The sequence below is a fragment of the Isoptericola sp. b408 genome (assembly GCF_030588085.1).
Lineage (GTDB): Bacteria > Actinomycetota > Actinomycetes > Actinomycetales > Cellulomonadaceae > Isoptericola > Isoptericola sediminis.
On sequence record NZ_JAUQYQ010000003.1, the window covers coordinates 64,941 to 82,115 of the forward strand.

The window sequence follows — 17,175 nt, forward strand, 5'->3', positions numbered from 1 at the left end:
AGAAGGGTGTCTAGATGTAACGCGTGTTGTTGACCATTTCGTGACCTTGGGCCACGAGAAAGGGCTCGGACCGTGACGGTCCGAGCCCTTTCCGGTCGTGCGCGAGGGGAGCTGCCCTCGCCGACGACGATGTCAGTCGGTGCCGGCCGACGGCGTGCCGCCGCCCTGGCCCTCGGCGGAACCGCTGCGGCGGCGACGCCGACGCCGGCGGCGCTGGCCGCCCTCGCCGTTCGCGTCCTGGCCCTGGGCAGGTCCCCCGGCGGGCTGCTCGGCACGCGGGCCGGCGTCGGAGCGGCGCTCCTGGCCGCCCGCGCGCTGCCCCTGGCCGCCGCGTCCGCCGCGGGAGCGACCGCCGCCACGGCTCTGGCCGCCCTGGCCGCCGCGGTCCTGGCCACCGGTGCGCTTGCCGGTCTCGCCCAGGTCCTCGAGCTCCTCGGCCTCCAGGCCGCCGAGCTTCTGGGCGCCCTTGGGCAGACGGCCCTTGGTGCCCTCGGGGATCCCGAGGTCCGTGAACAGGTGGGGCGAGGAGGAGTACGTCTCGACCGGCTCCGGGAAGCCGAGGTCGAGCGCCTTGTTGATGAGCTGCCAGCGCGGCACGTCGTCCCAGTCGACGAACGTGATCGCGGTGCCCTTGTTGCCGGCGCGGCCGGTGCGGCCGATGCGGTGCAGGTAGGTCCGCTCGTCCTCGGGGCACTGGTAGTTGATCACGTGCGTGACGTCCGTGACGTCGATGCCGCGGGCGGCGACGTCGGTGGCCACGAGGACGTCGATGTTGCCGTGACGCAGCGCGCGCAGGGCCTGCTCGCGGGCGCCCTGGCCGAGGTCGCCGTGGATGGCACCCGCGGCGAACCCGCGCGAGCGCAGCTCGTCGGAGACCTTCGCGGCGGTGCGCTTCGTCCGCGTGAAGACGATCGTGCGGCCCCGGCCCTCGGCCTGCAGGATCCGGGCCAGCACCTCGACCTTGTCGAGCGCGTGGGCCCGGTAGACGACCTGGCGCGTGTTCTTGACGGTGGCGCCCTCGTCGTCCGGGTCGGCGGCCCGGATGTGCGTCGGCTGCTTCATGTACCGGCGGGCCATGGAGACCACGGGGCCGGGCATCGTGGCCGAGAACAGCATCGTGTGCCGCACCGCCGGCGTGCGCGCCAGGATCTTCTCGACGTCGGGCAGGAAGCCGAGGTCGAGCATCTCGTCGGCCTCGTCGAGCACGACCGTCGCGGCGCGGGACAGGTTGAGGTGGCCCTGGTTCATCAGGTCGACGATGCGGCCCGGGGTGCCCACGACGACCTCGACGCCGTTGTTCAGCGTCTCGATCTGCGGCTCGTAGGCGCGGCCGCCGTAGATCTGCACGATGCGGACGTCGCGGCCCCTGGACGCGGCCTCGAGGTCCTTGGCGACCTGGACGGCGAGCTCGCGCGTCGGGGCGACGACGATCGCCTGCGGCTTGCCCGGGGCGGGCAGCTCGTCGTACTCGGGCTCGCCCGGGGCGGCGACCCGGTGCAGCAGCGGCACGCCGAAGCCCAGGGTCTTGCCCGTGCCGGTCTTGGCCTGGCCGATGATGTCGTGCGCCTGCAGCGCGACCGGAAGGGTCATCGCCTGGATGGGGAACGGGTGGGTGATCCCGGCGTCGCGCAGGGCTGCGACGATCTCCTCGCGGACGCCGAAGTCGGCGAAGCTCACGTCCTGGGCCTGGATCGCGGCCGCGGTCGAGTAGTCGGGTTCTTCACTGGTGCCGGTCGCCGCGACGGCGTCCCCGGCGGTGGTGTCTGTGGTCACTGGTGCCTTCACATGTCGTCGGCGCGGCGGACCACACGGTCTGGCCGCGGATCGCACGCTGCGCCGGAGTGGTCGGCAGCCGATCGCGGAAGTACGTCGCGCGGTGTGCGCATCAGGTCAGCATCGAGACGACCGGGCAACCGAGGTACCCGGCCATGGTATCGGACACGTCGTGCCGCCGGGTGAGGCGTTCGACACGGGCACCTATCCTGGTCCGGTGAGCAGCCAGCGCCCTTCCGCCGTGCCCGCGTCCGTCGTCGACCTCGTGGGCTTCGCGGCCTACTCCGAGCTGGCCGAGTTCGGCCTGCTCGCCACCCGGTCCGTGGACGCCCCCGACCTGGACACCCGCCAGGCCCTGGCCGACGGGGCCGAGCGCGCGCTCGAGCGTGAACGGGCGATGCTCGCCGTCGTCGGCGGACCCCGTGCCGCGGTGATGGCGCCGTTCGCGGACACGCTGACCGAGTTCGACGCCCGCACGCGGACCGACGACTGGGCCGAGGGCCTGCTCAAGGGCGTCGTCGGTCACGGCGTCGCGCAGGACTTCTGCCGCACCCTGGCGGCGTCGATCGAGGATCCCGTCGGGCGCCGGCTGCGCGAGGTGCTGGACCGGCCGGTTCCCGGACCCGCCGCCGTGGCCGAGGCGGGCGCCGACGCCGAGGCGATCGAGGTGCTCGGCCGCCTCGGCGCCGCCGACGAGGTCCTGGCGTCCCGGCTGGCCCTGTGGGGTCGTCGGGTGGTCGGCGAGGCGCTGAACCTCGTGACCGTGCTCCTCGCGACGCACCCCGGCCTGGACGACCTCGCGAGCCGGGCGCCCGCAGCGCTCGGGGCCGACGTCGGCGACGGCGGGTCCCGCGCCTGGATCGTCGCGCGGCTCACCGCCGAGCACACGCGGCGCATGGACCGCCTGCAGCTCGCCGCCTAGCCGACGGGCGCACCCGGCGGGTCCGCGCGACGGCGGTGCGTGCCCGCGCCCGTCCCCCGCGCCGACCCGTCACGGCCGCGGGGGAGCGGCCCGGTGGCTCAGAGCGAGCCGAAGCCCACCGGACGCTGCTCGCCGGTGCCGATCTCGACGTAGCCGAGCACCGCGGCCGGCACGAGGATCTGACGGCCCTTGGTGTCCTTGACCTCGAAGGGCTTGCCGCCCTCGAGCGCGGCGCGCACGGCCTCGGCGATCTCCTCGGGCTTCTGGTCGGTCTCCACCACCAGCTCGCGGTTCAGGTTCTGCACACCGATCGTGATCTCCACGTTGTCTCCTTCGCGATCGGCGTCGCGCCTGCGACGCCGGGTGGTTCTGGCTGACCTGATCCTATGCACGGCAGGGCCCTCGCGGTGGTGGCGTCCGCGCAGGGTGAACGGGGCCGGGGCTGTCGGTGGCGCGTGGTCGAATCGCCCCGTGACAGCCACCGCACCCGTCCGCACCCCGGTCCGCCTGGTCCCGCCGGCCCCCGCGCAGTCCGCCGGGGCCGGTGTCGTGCTGGACGAGACCCAGGAGGCGGCGGTCGCGGAGGCTCTCGCGGCGCCCGTCACTCTCGTCGTCGGCGCACCGGGCACGGGCAGGACGACCGTGGCGCGGGAGGTGGCGGTCCGCGCGATCCGCGGCGGTCTGGACCCGGCGCGGGTGCTGGTGCTCGCCGCGACCCGACGCTCCGCGGCCCGGCTCCGCGACGACGTCGCCGCCGGCGCGGGCCGCACGATCGGTGCGCCGATGGTGCGCACGGCGGCGTCGGCCGCCTTCTCCGTGCTGCGCACCCGCGCGGGTGCGCTCGGCGAGCCGCCTCCCACGCTCGTGTCGGGACCGGAGCAGGACCTCGTGCTCGCCGAGCTCCTGGAGGGCCGGCTCGCCGGTGACGGGGCTCCGCTGACGCTGCCCGACGGCCTCCCCGAGGAGTCGTTGGGGCTGCGCGGACTGCGGCAGGAGCTGCGTGACCTGCTGATGCGCGCGGCCGAGCGCGGGCTGACCCCCGCCGACCTCGCCGACCTCGGGCGCCGGCACGAGCGGCCCGAGTGGGAGCTGGGTGCGCGGCTGTACGAGGAGTACCTGGACGTCATGGCGCTGCGGCTCGGCACGCCCGACGCGGGCGAGCGCTACGACCCCGCCGTCGTCGTCGACGAGGCCGCGCACGCGCTGTCCACCTGGACCGACGAGGTCCCGGGCACCCCGGTGCCCCGCTGGGACCTGGTCGTCGTCGACGACTACCAGGAGGCCACGGTGGCCACGGCGCGCCTGCTCGGGGTGCTGCACGGCGCCGGGGCCCGGCTCGTGCTCCTCGCCGACCCCGACACCGCCGTGCAGGGGTTCCGCGGGGCCGTCCCCGGCCTGGTCGGCCGGGCGGGTGCGCGGCCCGGCGAGGTCGGGGCGTTCGACGCCCGCACCGTCGTGCTCGGGACGGCGTGGCGTCAGCCCGCACGGCTGCGCGAGGTCACCCGCACGGTGACGTCCCGGGTGGCGACGGTCTCCGGGGCGCTGCACCGCGGCGCGGAACCCGGGCCGGACGCCGAGGACGACGCCGCCCGGGTCGACGTCGCCGTGCTCGCCGGCGCCGCCCAGGAGGCCGCGTACGTCGCCCGCGAGCTGCGCGCGGAGCACCTTTTGCACGGGACCCCCTGGGAGCGCATGGCGGTCGTGGCCCGCAGCGGCGACCGGCTCGCCTCGTTGCGGCGGGACCTGGTGGCCGCCTCGGTGCCGGTGGCCCTGCTCGGTTCCGACGTCCCGCTGCGTGACGAGCCCGCCGTGGTCCCGCTGCTCGCCGTCCTGCGGGCGTGCGCCGGCCCCGACGCCCTGGACCGCATGCTGGCCGAGGGTGCGGACGGACCGCCGCCGGTGCTCGACGCGGAGACCGCCGCGCTGCTGCTGACCTCGCCCGTCGGCGGCCTCGACGTGGTCTCCCTGCGGCGGCTCCGGCGCGCGCTGCGGGCCGAGGAGCTGTCCGGTGGCGGGGGACGGACCTCGGACACGTTGCTGGTCGAGGTGCTCGGCGACCCGGACCGGGCCGCCACGCTGCCGACCGGCGTCCGGCGCGGTGCGGTGGCCGTGGCCCGCGTGCTCGCCGCCGGCCGGGAGGCCGCCGCCGTCGAGGGCGCGACCGCGCAGACGGTGCTCTGGGCCGTGTGGGCCGCCACCGGACTCGCCGAGCGGTGGCGGGACCTGGCGCTCGCGGGCGGTCCCGCGGGCGTGCGCGCCGACCGGGACCTGGACGCCGTGCTGGCGCTGTTCCGCGCCGCCGAGACCTACGTCGAGCGGATGCCGGGGGCCCCCGTCGGCGCGTTCGTGGACTACCTCGCCTCCCAGGACCTGCCCGCCGACTCCCTCGCCGCCGCCGCCACGGGCACCCGGTCGGTCGAGGCGCTGACCCCCGCCGGTGCCGCCGGACGGGAGTGGGACGTCGTCGTGGTCGCCGGTGTCCAGGACGGGGTGTGGCCGGACCTGCGGCTGCGCGACTCCCTGCTGGGGTCGCAGGCGCTGGTGGAGCTGCTCGCGGGCCGGGCCGTCGACGGCCACGGCGTCGGCAAGGAGGCGAGGTCGCAGGTGCTCGCCGACGAGCTGCGGGCCTTCGCCGTGGCCACGTCGCGCGCGCGGCGTCGGCTCCTCGTCACGGCCGTCGAGGACGCCGAGGACAGCCCGTCGGTCTTCTGCGACCTCGTCTCGCCGCGGGGGGACGACGGCGAGGGTCCGGACCCCCGCCGCGTGGCCGTCGGCCCGCCGCTCGACCTGCGCGGGATCGTCGCGGCCGCTCGCGCCGAGCTCGTCCGCGCGGTCACGGGCCGGCTCGCCGCCGACGGGGATCAGGACGTCGCCGACGATGTCGACGACGCGGCCGACGCGGCCGCCGCGCTGCTGGCCCGGTTGGCCGAGGCAGGGATCGCGGAGGCCGACCCGCGCACGTGGTACGGCGTCGCCCGGGCCTCCAGCGACGCCGCCCTGTGGGGACCGGAGGACGAGGTGACGGTGTCGCCGTCCAAGGTGGACACGGTCGACGCGTGCGCGCTGCGCTGGGCGTTCGAGTCCGCCGGCGGCACGGCCCCCGACGCCACGCACCAGAGCCTGGGCACGCTCGTGCACAGCATCGCCGAGGAGCACCCCGCGGCACCCCTGACGACGCTGCGCGCCGAGCTCGACCGTCGCTGGCCCGAGCTGGCGCTGCCCGAGGGGTGGCCGGCGCGGCAGCTGCGGCAGCGCGCCGAGGAGATGGTCGAACGTCTCGCGGCGTACACCGCCGAGCACGGTGCGCCGCTCCTGGTCGAGCCCGCGTTCGACTTCACGGTCGGCCGCGCCCGTCTGCGGGGCAAGATCGACCGGGTCGAACCCGGCGACGGCGACGGGGTCGTCGTCGCCGACCTCAAGACGGGCCGCTCCGTGCCGCCGCAGGCGAAGGCCGCCGAGAACCCCCAGCTCGGCGCCTACCAGCTCGCCGTCGACGCCGGCGCGCTGGACCTGCCGGAGGGCACCCGCAGCGCGGGGGCGCGGCTCGTCCACGTCGCCACCGGCGCCCGTGGCGCCACCCTGCGCACCCAACCGGCGCTGGACGTGGGGGACGACGGCTCGAGCTGGGCACGGGCTCTCGTCGAGCAGGCGGCCGACACCATGGCGGCCTCGGCGTTCACCGCTCGTGAGAACGACCTGTGCACCGTGTGCCCGGTGCGCCGCAGCTGCCCCGTGCAGGCCGAGGGACGGAGCGTGATCTCGTGACGACGCCGGACGCCGGGCGGTCCCGGCGCGACGAGGAGACGCTGCTCGACGACGGCGCCTGGGCGGCGCTCGGCGGGTCCCACCGCAGCGCGGAGCTCGGGTACCCCGCGCTGGAGACCCCGGACGAACCCGTCGACGAGGAGGCCCGGCCGCGGCTGTCCGCGCGGGACATCGCCGAGCTCCTGGGACGTCCCGTCCCGACCGACGAGCAGGTGGCCGTCATCGAGGCGCCCCTGGAACCCGTGCTGGTCGTCGCCGGCGCCGGGTCCGGCAAGACGGAGACGATGGCCGCCCGGGTCGTGTGGCTCCTGGCGAACGAGCTCGTCGAGCCCGAGGAGGTCCTCGGCCTGACCTTCACCCGCAAGGCCGCCGGGGAGCTGGCGGCGCGCGTGCAGTCGCGGCTGGCCCAGCTCGCCCGGGCCCGGGACCGCGGCGCGTCGGACCTGGACCTGCTGGCCCGGCCGACCGTCGCCACCTACAACGCCTATGCGGCCTCCCTGGTCGGCGACCACGGCTTGCGGCTCGGCGTCGAGCCCGGCTCGCGGCTGCTCGGCGAGGCGAACCAGTGGCAGCTCGCGGCCGAGGTCGTCGAGTCCTGGGACGCCGACCTGGGCACCGACAAGGCCGTCAGCACCGTCGTCGGTGCCGTGCTGTCCCTCTCGGGGGCGCTCGGCGAGCACCTGCGGGGCGTCGACGAGGCCCGCGCGGCGCTGGAGGACATCGTCGAGCGGCTGGAGAACCTGCCGCTGGGGCCGAAGCAGAAGCAGCGGACCCGTGAGGTGGAGAAGCTGATCGGCTCGGTGGCCGAGCGGGCCCGCCTGCTCGACCTCGTGGCCGAGTACCGGCGTCGCAAGCGGAACACCGACTCCCTCGACTTCGGCGACCAGGTGGCCTTCGCCGCCGAGCTCGCCCGCACGGTGCCGGCCGTGGGCGCGGCCGAACGGGCCCGCTACCGCGTCGTGCTGCTCGACGAGTACCAGGACACCTCGCACGCGCAGGTCGAGCTGCTCGCGGGCCTCTTCGGCGGCGGGCACGCGGTCACCGCGGTCGGCGACCCGCACCAGTCCATCTACGGCTGGCGCGGGGCCTCGGCCTCGGGTCTGGCGCGGTTCCCCGACCGCTTCCGTCACGCCGACGGCGGCGCGGCGGCGGTGCGTTACCTCAGCACCTCCTGGCGCAACGACGACGCCGTCCTGCAGGCCGCCAACGTGGCGTCCCGCCCGCTGCGCGCCGACACCGGCGCAGCGGTCCGGGTGCCCCCGCTGGACCTGCGACCCGGCGCCGGCCCGGGTGCCGTCAGCGCGCACGTGGCCGCCACCCTGGAGGACGAGGCCGAGGCGGTCGCGGACTTCGTCGGTGCCCGGTGGCGCCGGGCGACGCGTCCCGTCGCGTCGGACCGTGTGACCGCCGCCGTGCTGTGCCGGGCGCGGTCGCAGTTCCCCGCCCTGGAGACGGCACTGCGTCGACGGGGGCTGCCGGTCGAGGTGGTCGGCCTGGGCGGGCTGCTCAGCACGCCCGAGGTCGTCGACGTCGTCGCGCTGCTCGAAGCGGTCCACGACCCCTCGCGGGGCGACTCCCTGCTGCGGCTGCTCACCGGTCCCCGCGTCAACCTCGGGGCCGCCGACCTGCACGCCCTGGGGTCCTGGGCGGCGGACCTCGCGCGCCGTGACGCCCCGCGCACCCACCGGGCCGGCCCCGACGACGGGGACGATCCGGCGGTCGTGGAGGGCGACGTCGTCGACCACCGCTCGATCGTGGACGCGCTCGACGACCTGCCCGACGTCGGCCGGGCCGCCCGTGACGGTCGTGTCCTCACCCCGGAGGGTCATGCCCGCCTGGCCGCGCTGTCCCGGCTGCTGCGGGAGCTGCGGTCGCTGACCTACCTCTCGCTGCCCGAGCTCGTCGTGGTCGCCGAACGCGCCCTCGGGCTGGACGTGGAGGTCGCGACCGCGGAGGTCGTCGTCGACCGCCTCGTCGCCGCCGGCGGGGCGACCGCCGCCGAGGGGGTCAGCCGCCGCGGGCGCGAGCACCTGGACGCCTTCCGCGACGTCGCCGCCGGGTTCTCCCAGTCCGCCGACGTCGCGACGCTCGGGGCCTTCCTGGCCTGGCTCGGCGTGGCCGGCACGCAGGAGCGCGGCCTGGACATGCCGGTGCGCGAACCCGACCCGGACGCCGTCCAGATCATCACCGCGCACGCCGCCAAGGGGCTCGAGTGGGACGTGGTGGCCGTGCCCGGACTGGTCGACGGTGTCTTCCCCACCACGGCCGAGAGCGCCAAGGGCCGCACCGACTCCGGCTGGCTGACCGGTCTCGGTGAGCTGCCGTACCCGCTGCGCGGTGACGCCGCAGACCTGCCGGAGCTGCCCCTGCACGAGGTCACCGACACCAAGGACCTGATCGCGCGCCGCGACGCGTTCGCGCTCGACTGCGGTGCCCACCAGCTCCGTGAGGAACGGCGGCTGGCCTACGTGGCCTTCACGCGGGCCCGGCACGAGCTCTTCTGCGCCGCCCACTGGTGGGGGACCGGGGCCCGGCCGCGCCGGATCTCCCCGTTCCTGGCCGAGCTGGCCGAGTCGGGGCTCGTCGACCCCACCGGCTGGGAGGCGTTGCCGGGCGTGACCGACCACAACCCGCGTGACGACGCCGAACGGACGGGTGTGTGGCCCGCGCCCGACGCGTCCGGCGGGTCCGCGCCGCCCGACGGGCACGACGCCGCGGCCGGCGACGGGGCCGCCCGGCAGCCCGCGCCCCGCGACGTGCTGCGCGCGACGGCGGCGCGGGTCGCCGACGCCTCCCGGCAGGGCGCCACGCCCCGGGACGGCGCGCTGCGCGACGCCACGGGCCACGACCTCGTCGAGCTCTCGCGGATCCTGCTCGCCGAGCGGTCCGAGCGCGACGGGCCCACGGTCGAGATGCCCGCGCACGTCTCCGCCTCGGGCCTGGTGCGGTTGTCCCGCGACCGCGGGGAGTTCGCCCGGCAGCTGCGCCGGCCCGTCCCGTCCGAACCCACCGTGCACGCACGCCGCGGGACGCTGTTCCACGCCTGGGTGGAGCAGTTCTACTCGAAGGCCTCGCTGATGGACGTCGACGACCTGCCCGGTGCCGACGAGCCCGACGCCGCCACCGACCTGGCGCTCGACGAGCTCCGCCGACGGTTCGAGGAGACGCCGTGGGCCGCGCGGACCCCCATCGCGGTGGAGCAGGACGTGGAGACCCCGATCGCCGGGGTCATGGTGCGGTCGCGCATGGACGCCGTCTTCGTCGACCCGGACGCCCCGCCCGCCGCGGACGGCGAGCCGCCCGCCGTCGTCGTCGTCGACTGGAAGACGGGCCGGGAACCGCGGGACCCGGCCGACCGCGCCCAGCGCGAGGTCCAGCTCGCCGCCTACCGGCTCGCCTGGTCCCGCTGGACGGGGCTGCCCGTGGAGAAGGTCAGCGCCGCGTTCGTCTACGTGACGTCCGGCACGACGGTGCGGCCCGCCGAGCTGCTCGACGAGGACGGGCTGGAGGCACTGGTCCGCGGGTCCTAGGAGGCACCCGGGGTCGTCGCCGGGGGTCTCGTCGCCGTCCTGGTCGCCCGAAGCGTGGGGCGAGTCCGGTCAGGCGGTTCCCTCGCCGCGTGCGGGTGCGGCGCCGCTGCGTGCGGGTGTCCCTCGTGCCTCGGGCCCCACGCTCCGCTCCACCTCCGCCTCACGCGGGGGTGTCCTCGCGGGTGGCCTCGTCGAGGTCGGCGAGCATCGACTCGGCGTCCGCGACGACGTCGGGGTAGCCGCGGCGCACGCCGTGCATCAGCCATCGCGCCAGCGCCAGCTCGCCGACGAGCAGCGCCCGGTCGACGAGACGGGGATCGGTGAGCTCGGTGCGACGCAGCCGGTACGCCTCCATGATCGCGTCGACGCAGTCCGGTGGCGCGGCCGCGAGCAGCCACGCCAGGTCGTCGGCCGGGTCCGCCACCCGGGCCTCGGACCACCCGCTGATGCTGTTCACGCGGCGGCCCGACGCCAGCACCTGGTCCGGGGCGAGGTCGCCGTGCACGACGACCGGCTGGAAGCGCCACAGGCTGATGTCCTCGAGCGCGGCCTCCCACCGGCGCAGCAGCCGGGTGGGCACCCGGCGGGTCGCGGCCGCCTCGTCCAGCTCGACCAGACGCCGCTCGCGGTACTCCGCGGCCGAGTAGCAGGGCAGCCCGCACGCCTCGACCACCGCGGTGGGCAGCTCGTGCACCGCGGCGAGCGTGCGACCCAGGTCGGCGGCCAGACCCGGCCCGGGGCGCAGCGAGGCCACGTCCAACGGGCTGCCGCTCAGGCGACGGTGGACGACGGCGCGGCCGCCCTCGGGCAGCAGGGCCGACCCCGCGACCCGGGGGACCGTGAAGGGCAGCACACCTGCCTCGACGTAGAGGTGCAGGGACTCCAGGAGCTCGATCTCGGCCTCCATCGCCGCACCGGCGAGCGTCGTCGACGGTGCACGCACCAGCCACTCCGTCCCGTCACCGGTCGTGACGATCGCGACGTCGTAGTCGCCGGGGACGTCCTCGGGGTGCACGGACCACGCGTCGAGGCCGGGGACGGCGGCCGTCGCGAGCGCGGCGAGAGCGAGTGGACTACGGGGCACATTGCCACCGTAGTGCGCCCCGAGGGCGCAGCACGGGTGCGCCCTCGGGCGTGTCCTGGCGTACGGTCGCAGGCGTGAACCCCCTGGAGCTGCCGTTCTCGCGCACCCGGCACGACCGTGCCGCGCACCGCCGCACGGAGACCGGTCTCATGGACAGGCTGCGGCGGGAGTCCACGACCCGCGCCCTGGTGCTGCACCGCAAGCGCCTCGCCGTCGTCGGCGCCGACGCGCCGCGAGCGGCCCTGCTCGCGCCCGCCGGGCTGCCCGAGGGCACCTGGGTGTACCTGGGCGAGGACGACGGGTCGACGTACGTGGCGCTGCTGCTGCCCGACGACGTCGAGGACCCGCCGCCCCCGGCGGGTGCCGACGGCTGGGCGGGGCTGCGCGAGCTGACCGCCGGGCAGGCCGAGGCGCTCGCCGCGGACGAGGACTCGACGGTGCTGGTGCACGGGCTCTCGGTGGAGGCGGTGGCCCTGGCGGGCTGGCACGGCACCCATCAGCGCTGCGGCCGGTGCGGGACGCCGACCGTCGTCGTGCAGGGTGGCTGGGCACGGCACTGCCCGGTGGACGAGCGCGAGACCTACCCGCGCACCGACCCGGCCGTGATCATGGCCGTCGTCGACGACGCCGACCGGCTGCTGCTCGGGCACGCCGCGACGTGGCCCGAGGGCCGGTTCTCCACCCTGGCCGGGTTCGTCGAGGCGGGCGAGGCGCTCGAGGACACGGTGCGCCGGGAGGTCGCCGAGGAGTCCGGCGTCGTCGTCGGGACGGCGCCCGGCGACGTCGTGTACCGCGGTTCCCAGGCCTGGCCGTTCCCGGCCTCGCTCATGCTCGGGTTCCGGGCACGGGCCGTCGCCACCGAGGTGCGCACCGACGACGAGGAGGTCACGGACGCACGCTGGTTCGCCCGGGCCGAGCTGCACGACGCGGCCGCCGCCGGGGAGATCTCGCTGCCCGGACGGCACTCGATCGCACGGGCGCTGATCGAGGAGTGGTACGGCGCGGAGCTGCCGGGCGCCTGGTGACCCGGCAGCGTCCGACCGCCGTCAGGACAGGGCGGCCCGGACGTCGGCGAGCGACGGGTTGGTCGCCGCGGAACCGTCGGGGTAGACCACCGTCGGCACGGTCTGGTTGCCGCCGTTGACCTGCTCGACGTAGGCGGCCGTCTCGGGGTGCTCCTCGATGTCGATGACGGTGTAGCCGATGCCCTCGGAGTCGAGCTGCGTGCGCAGCCTCCGGCAGTAGCCGCACCACGGCGTCGAGTACATGGTGATCGTGCCGGGTGCGGGCAGCGTCGGGGCGACGGTCATCGGGGTCCTCCTGGGGAGACGTGGGGTCGGTGTCGGCACCGGCTGCGACAATCGCAGACGATGTCCCCCACGACCAACTCACCGGGCGCCCTGCTTCATCCCGACGCGATCCTGGACGCGCTCGACCCCGAGCAGCGTGACGTCGCGCTCGCGCTGACGGGCCCGGTCTGCGTGCTCGCCGGCGCGGGGACGGGCAAGACGCGGGCGATCACCCACCGCATCGCGTACGGGGTGCGCACCGGGGCCTACCCGCCGACGTCGGTGCTCGCGGTGACCTTCACCGCGCGGGCCGCGGGGGAGATGCGCACCCGGCTGCGGGATCTCGGGGCGCACGGGGTGCAGGCCCGCACCTTCCACGCGGCGGCCCTGCGCCAGCTCGGCTACTTCTGGCCCCGCATCGTCGGCGGCGCCCCGCCGCAGATCCTGGAGCACAAGGCGCCGGCCGTGGCCGAGGCCGCGCGCCGCATCGGGGCGAGCGTGGACCGCGTCGCCGTGCGGGACCTGTCCAGCGAGGTCGAGTGGTCCAAGGTGTCCCTCGTCACGGCCGAGGACTACGTGCGGGCCGCGGCGGCCGACGACCGTCCGCCGCCGTCCGGCTACGACCACCAGACGGTGGCGCGGCTCATCAGCGCCTACGAGGACGTCAAGACCGAGCGGGGCGTCATCGACTTCGAGGACGTCCTGCTGATGCTCGCCGACATGCTCGGCTCCCACCCGCACGTGGCCGACCAGGTCCGTTCGCAGTACCGCCACTTCGTCGTCGACGAGTTCCAGGACGTCTCGCCGCTGCAGCACTTCCTGCTGAACCAGTGGCTGGGGAACCGGCGCGAGCTGTGCGTGGTGGGCGATCCGTCGCAGACCATCTACTCGTTCACCGGGGCCACGCCGCACTACCTGCTCGACTTCACGCGCACCTACCGCGACGCCCAGGTGGTCCGTCTCGTGCGCGACTACCGGTCCACCCCGCAGGTGGTCTCCCTGGCCAACGACCTGCTGCGCCGGGGCCGCGTGACCGGGGCGCTCGAGCTGGTGGCGCAGCGGCCCTCCGGACCGGCGGTGTCCTTCACCACCCACGACGACGACGAGGCGGAGGCGGCCGGCATCGCCGCCCGGGCGGCGCGGCTCATCGCCTCGGGGGTGCGTCCCAGCGAGATCGCCGTGCTCTACCGCACCAACGCGCAGTCGGCCTCCTTCGAGTCGGCGCTGTCCGAGGCGGGCGTCAGCTACCAGGTGCGTGGCGGCGAGCGGTTCTTCACCCGCAAGGACGTGCGGGACGCGATCGTGCTGCTGCGCGGTGCGGCGCGGTCCGCCGACCCGGACCAGCCGATGCCCGAGCAGGTCCGCGACGTGCTCGTCAGCGCCGGGTGGTCCGCGGAGCCGCCGCACGCCCGGGGAGCCGCCCGGGAGCGGTGGGAGGCGATGCAGGCCCTCGTGGCGCTCGCGGACGACCTGGCGGCCGCCGCGCCCGAGGACGCGCCGGCGACGTTGCCGATGCTGGTCGACGAGCTGGCCGAGCGTGCGGCCTCCCAGCACGCCCCGACGGTCGAGGGCGTCACGCTCGCCTCGCTGCACTCCGCCAAGGGGCTGGAGTGGGACGCGGTGTTCCTGGCGGGCATGAGCGAGGGGCTCATGCCGATCTCCCTGGCCGAGACCGACGACGGCGTCGCGGAGGAGCGCCGCCTGCTGTACGTGGGCATCACGCGGGCGCGCGAGCACCTGGAGATCTCCTACGCCCGGTCGCGCAACCCCGGCGGCCGGGCGACCCGCAAGCGCACCCGGTTCCTCGACGGGATGTGGCCGGACGACGGTCGGGGTCGTCGTGGTGGCTCGCGCGGTCCGCGCGGGCAGGCGCGGTCCCAGCTCTCCGGCGAGGCCGACCTCGCGCTGTTCGACGCGCTGCGGGAGTGGCGCCTGACCGTCGCCCGGGAGGTCGACAAGCCCGCCTTCACGATCCTCGGGGACGCGACCCTCGCCGCGATCGCCGAGCTGCGTCCGTCCTCGACGGCCGAGCTGGCGCGGATCAACGGCATCGGCCCGGCGAAGATCGACCGGTACGGAGCCACCCTGCTGGCGCTCGTCCAGGGGGCTCCCGGTCGCCCGTGAGAAGGCGCCGGACGGGGCGCACCGAGATTCCCGAAGGAGTTCTGGAAAAAAGATGTGGCGAGTCAGCGACCGAGGTCTATGCTCGTCGAGACCGAGTTCGTTGCGGTGACCGCCGAGAGGTGGGAACCCGAGACCAGTGAGGAGGTGGGCACGAGATGGACAAGATGACGCGATTCATCGGCGACAACGGCATCGCGACGGGGGAGAAGTATGCCTTCATCCACTTCGTTCCGTCGGCCCGTCTCCGCACGTCCGGCGGCGGAGCAGGCATCGCTCTCGTCGCTCTCGCACCCGGCTCCGCACCCTGGAGACATCCGGTCCACTGACCGGTCCAGGCCGCGGAGTCCACGGGACCCGCGGCCTTCGTCATTCCTGACCGGGAGATCGGCCTCCACGGCCGGACGAACCGGCCCCTCCGACACGCGGGGGGACCACCCGTAGGTCCTGAACACCGACGTTCACACCACACCCAGGACCTGACGGAGGAACATCGTGCGTCTCGCACAGCTGTTGGACGAGCGGCTGGTCGATGCGACCCCCGCCGGCGGCAGCCGCCCGTGGACCCCCCACCAACCCGTGACCCAGGACCCCGCCGAGGTCGCTGCGTTGGACCGGCAGTTCGCCGAGCTGCTGCCGTGCCGGAGCAACGACCCCGAGCTCTGGTTCGCCGAGCACACCGTCGACGTCGAGCGGGCCAAGGCCCTGTGCCGGTCGTGCCCGCTCCAGGCCGGCTGCCTCGCGGGCGCGCTCGACCGGAGCGAGCCCTGGGGCGTCTGGGGCGGCGAGGTCTTCGTCGACGGCGTCGTCGTGGCCCGCAAGCGGGGCCGCGGGCGGCCCCGCAAGAGCGAGCAGGCGGCCTGAGCCGTGCTCGCCGTCGCCCCGCGAGGCGGTGCACCACGACCGGTGCACCGCCTCGTCGGCTACCCGGACCGGTCCGCCACCGGCGGAGGTGCGGTCCCGGTGCAGCCGCACGCCGGGTGCGGCGGCATCGCGCGGACCCGGGGAAGCGGGTCCGGCAGGCTGATCTCGAGCACGGCGTCGGCCGCGGCGGGCCGGGCGCCGTCGAGGTGCGCGAGCACCTGACCCGCCGCGACGGCCGCCCCGGTCGTGGCCAGGACGGTCTCCTGTCCGGCGTCGCCGGGCCGTGCGGCGAGCTGGGCGACCAGCCGGGGCCAGTCCGGGTCGGCGTCCACCTCGTGGTGGTAGCGGCAGGCGGTGCACGCCGTCGTACCGGGTCGTACGAACGGCCCGACCTCGATGCCGGCCTCGCCCGCGACCAGCGGCAGATGGGCGAGGCCGTGGCTCATCAGCCGGGCGAACGCCTCCGGCGGGTCCGTCCCGCCGCAGACGACGACCACGTCGGGCGGTGCCTCGTCACGCCACGTCGACCCGAACCGGGTGCGGGGGTGCCGGGCCGCCAGGACCGACTGCAGGCGGGCGGCGCGGCGGTGGCCGACGTCGGCCTCCCGGTAGAGGCCCAGGCCCAGGTCCGTGAGCTGCACCGGACGGTCGTCGTCGAGCATCACGGCACCCAGTCCGGCGGACGCCAGATGGGCGGCGGTCAGCGCCCCCAGCCGGCCGAGCCCCAGGACCGCCACCTGCCGACGGGCGCGCTTGGTCAACGTGCGCAGCCCGTCGCCGTCGGGTCGGAGCGCGGCGAGCGTCGGGGCGTCCGCCGCGCCGCCGGCGGTCGCCAGGACGGTGCCCGGGGGAGCGGCGGGCGGGACGAGGAAACCGCCCGCGGTCAGTGCGGCGACGATCTGCGCCCGGCGTTCCGGCGCCACCCGGTGCCGTGCGGCACCGTGCTCCAGGTCGTCGTGCCGAGAGGTCGCGGCCTCGCGGAGCCAGGCCCGTTCCCCGTCCGACAGCCCGCAGACGACGAGCGACCAACGGGTGTCGGACCCGAGCTGGAGCCGGTCGGGCCCGCGGTCCAGGACCGGCACTCCCCGCCGCAGACGGAGCGCGCGCGTCGCGGGACCGGCGTCGGTGACGGGCATGTACCCAACCTCGCACGGCTTTCGTCCGTGTCGTGCGGGTCGTCCACAGTGCTGTGGACAGGTCCGGGATGGGCGTATTTCGTGTGTCCTGGCACACAGTCTTGACGATCTCCCGGTATTCTCATGAGGTGACCCCGGACACGTTGGCGTCCGTCGAGGTCCGACGGAGCCGCCGTCGGACCGCTACGGTGAGCGCTTTTCGCGACGGTGACCGCACCGTCGTGGCGATCCCTGCGCGGTTCTCCCAGGCGCAGGAGCGCGAGTGGGTCGCCAAGATGGTGGCCCGGCTGGAGGACAAGGAGCGTCGGCGCCGACCCTCCGACGACGAGCTGGTCGAACGCGCCCGGGACCTCTCGGTCAAGTATCTGGACGGCCTCGCCCGCCCCACGAGCGTGCGCTGGGTGAGCAACCAGGAGCGCCGTTGGGGGTCGTGCACGGTCGGGGACGGATCCATCCGCCTGTCGACCCGCCTGCAGGGCATGCCGGAGTGGGTCATCGACTACGTGCTGCTGCACGAGCTGGCCCACCTGCTGCACGCCGGGCACGGCCCTGACTTCTGGCGCCTGCTGGAGACCTACCCCCGGACCGAGCGGGCGCGCGGGTTCCTCGAGGGCGTCTCGTTCTCCGGGGGCGGCGCGCCCGCCGACGACGCCGACTCCGGGTCGTCGGCCGGCTGAACCGCTCCGCCGCC

Annotated in this window: 13 protein-coding genes; 8 read left to right on the forward strand and 5 right to left on the reverse strand. The window is 75.6% G+C overall.

The features are described 5' to 3' along the window. Positions 1–132: 132 nt before the first annotated feature. Positions 133–1,773 (reverse strand): DEAD/DEAH box helicase, encoded by a 1,641-nt coding sequence (locus tag Q6347_RS08945; RefSeq protein ID WP_369810828.1) that lies wholly within the window; start codon positions 1,771–1,773, stop codon positions 133–135. Between the two features lie 217 nt (positions 1,774–1,990). Here Q6347_RS08945 and Q6347_RS08950 point away from each other — a divergent pair, with 217 nt between their 5' ends. Then, a complete protein-coding gene (locus Q6347_RS08950) occupies positions 1,991–2,695 on the forward strand; it encodes a ferritin-like fold-containing protein (RefSeq protein WP_304603383.1) in 705 nt (234 codons plus the stop codon). 98 nt (positions 2,696–2,793) lie between these two features. On the opposite strand, the gene Q6347_RS08955 is transcribed toward Q6347_RS08950, so the two are convergent. Next, on the reverse strand, positions 2,794–3,018 hold the full coding sequence (locus Q6347_RS08955) for a DUF3107 domain-containing protein (protein WP_304603384.1): 225 nt from the start codon (positions 3,016–3,018) through the stop codon (positions 2,794–2,796). 148 nt (positions 3,019–3,166) lie between these two features. Between Q6347_RS08955 and Q6347_RS08960 the strand changes: the two genes are divergently transcribed. Next, complete coding sequence (locus Q6347_RS08960; protein ID WP_304607177.1) at positions 3,167–6,460, forward strand: ATP-dependent DNA helicase; 3,294 nt, start codon at positions 3,167–3,169, stop codon at positions 6,458–6,460. After that, a complete protein-coding gene (locus Q6347_RS08965) occupies positions 6,457–9,990 on the forward strand; it encodes an ATP-dependent helicase (RefSeq protein WP_369810829.1) in 3,534 nt (1,177 codons plus the stop codon). Before Q6347_RS08960 ends, Q6347_RS08965 begins: the two co-directional genes overlap by 4 nt. A 160-nt stretch (positions 9,991–10,150) precedes the next feature. On the opposite strand, the gene Q6347_RS08970 is transcribed toward Q6347_RS08965, so the two are convergent. Next, on the reverse strand, positions 10,151–11,074 hold the full coding sequence (locus Q6347_RS08970) for a macrolide 2'-phosphotransferase (RefSeq protein WP_171247328.1): 924 nt from the start codon (positions 11,072–11,074) through the stop codon (positions 10,151–10,153). Between the two features lie 74 nt (positions 11,075–11,148). Here Q6347_RS08970 and nudC point away from each other — a divergent pair, with 74 nt between their 5' ends. Beyond that, positions 11,149–12,099: an NAD(+) diphosphatase gene (gene nudC, locus Q6347_RS08975; protein WP_304603386.1), complete on the forward strand. Its 951-nt coding sequence runs from the start codon at positions 11,149–11,151 to the stop codon at positions 12,097–12,099. Positions 12,100–12,120: 21 nt separating this feature from the next. Here the strand turns inward: nudC and Q6347_RS08980 are convergent, their stop codons facing one another. Continuing rightward, on the reverse strand, positions 12,121–12,384 hold the full coding sequence (locus tag Q6347_RS08980; RefSeq protein WP_171247326.1) for a mycoredoxin: 264 nt from the start codon (positions 12,382–12,384) through the stop codon (positions 12,121–12,123). Between the two features lie 60 nt (positions 12,385–12,444). On the opposite strand from Q6347_RS08980, the gene Q6347_RS08985 reads away from it, so the two are divergent. The 3 genes from Q6347_RS08985 to Q6347_RS08995 all read left to right on the forward strand — a co-directional run bounded on the left by Q6347_RS08985 (position 12,445) and on the right by Q6347_RS08995 (position 15,348). Continuing rightward, entirely contained in the window at positions 12,445–14,487 is a 2,043-nt protein-coding gene (locus Q6347_RS08985) for an ATP-dependent helicase (protein ID WP_304603387.1), read from the forward strand. A gap of 155 nt (positions 14,488–14,642) precedes the next feature. After that, complete coding sequence (locus Q6347_RS08990) at positions 14,643–14,813, forward strand: hypothetical protein (RefSeq protein WP_304607178.1); 171 nt, start codon at positions 14,643–14,645, stop codon at positions 14,811–14,813. A 250-nt stretch (positions 14,814–15,063) separates the two neighbouring features. Next, positions 15,064–15,348 carry a WhiB family transcriptional regulator gene (locus tag Q6347_RS08995; RefSeq protein ID WP_304603792.1) on the forward strand — a complete coding sequence of 95 codons (285 nt, stop codon included), beginning with the start codon at positions 15,064–15,066 and terminating at the stop codon, positions 15,346–15,348. Between the two features lie 59 nt (positions 15,349–15,407). Here the strand turns inward: Q6347_RS08995 and Q6347_RS09000 are convergent, their stop codons facing one another. Further along, positions 15,408–16,484 (reverse strand): ThiF family adenylyltransferase, encoded by a 1,077-nt coding sequence (locus tag Q6347_RS09000; RefSeq protein ID WP_304607179.1) that lies wholly within the window; start codon positions 16,482–16,484, stop codon positions 15,408–15,410. 188 nt (positions 16,485–16,672) lie between these two features. Between Q6347_RS09000 and Q6347_RS09005 the strand changes: the two genes are divergently transcribed. Next, positions 16,673–17,161, forward strand: a complete 489-nt coding sequence (locus Q6347_RS09005) for a M48 family metallopeptidase (RefSeq protein ID WP_343035763.1) — start codon at positions 16,673–16,675, stop codon at positions 17,159–17,161. The last annotated feature ends 14 nt before the right edge of the window (positions 17,162–17,175 follow it).

Bases quoted from the DNA above. Each gene is read 5' to 3' on its own strand.
- Q6347_RS08980 (WP_171247326.1), bottom strand. From the start codon at position 12,384: ATGACCGTCGCCCCGACGCTGCCCGCACCCGGCACGATCACCATGTAC.
- Q6347_RS08985 (WP_304603387.1), top strand. From the start codon at position 12,445: ATGTCCCCCACGACCAACTCACCGGGCGCCCTGCTTCATCCCGACGCG.
- Q6347_RS08990 (WP_304607178.1), top strand. From the start codon at position 14,643: ATGGACAAGATGACGCGATTCATCGGCGACAACGGCATCGCGACGGGG.
- Q6347_RS09000 (WP_304607179.1), bottom strand. From the start codon at position 16,484: ATGCCCGTCACCGACGCCGGTCCCGCGACGCGCGCGCTCCGTCTGCGG.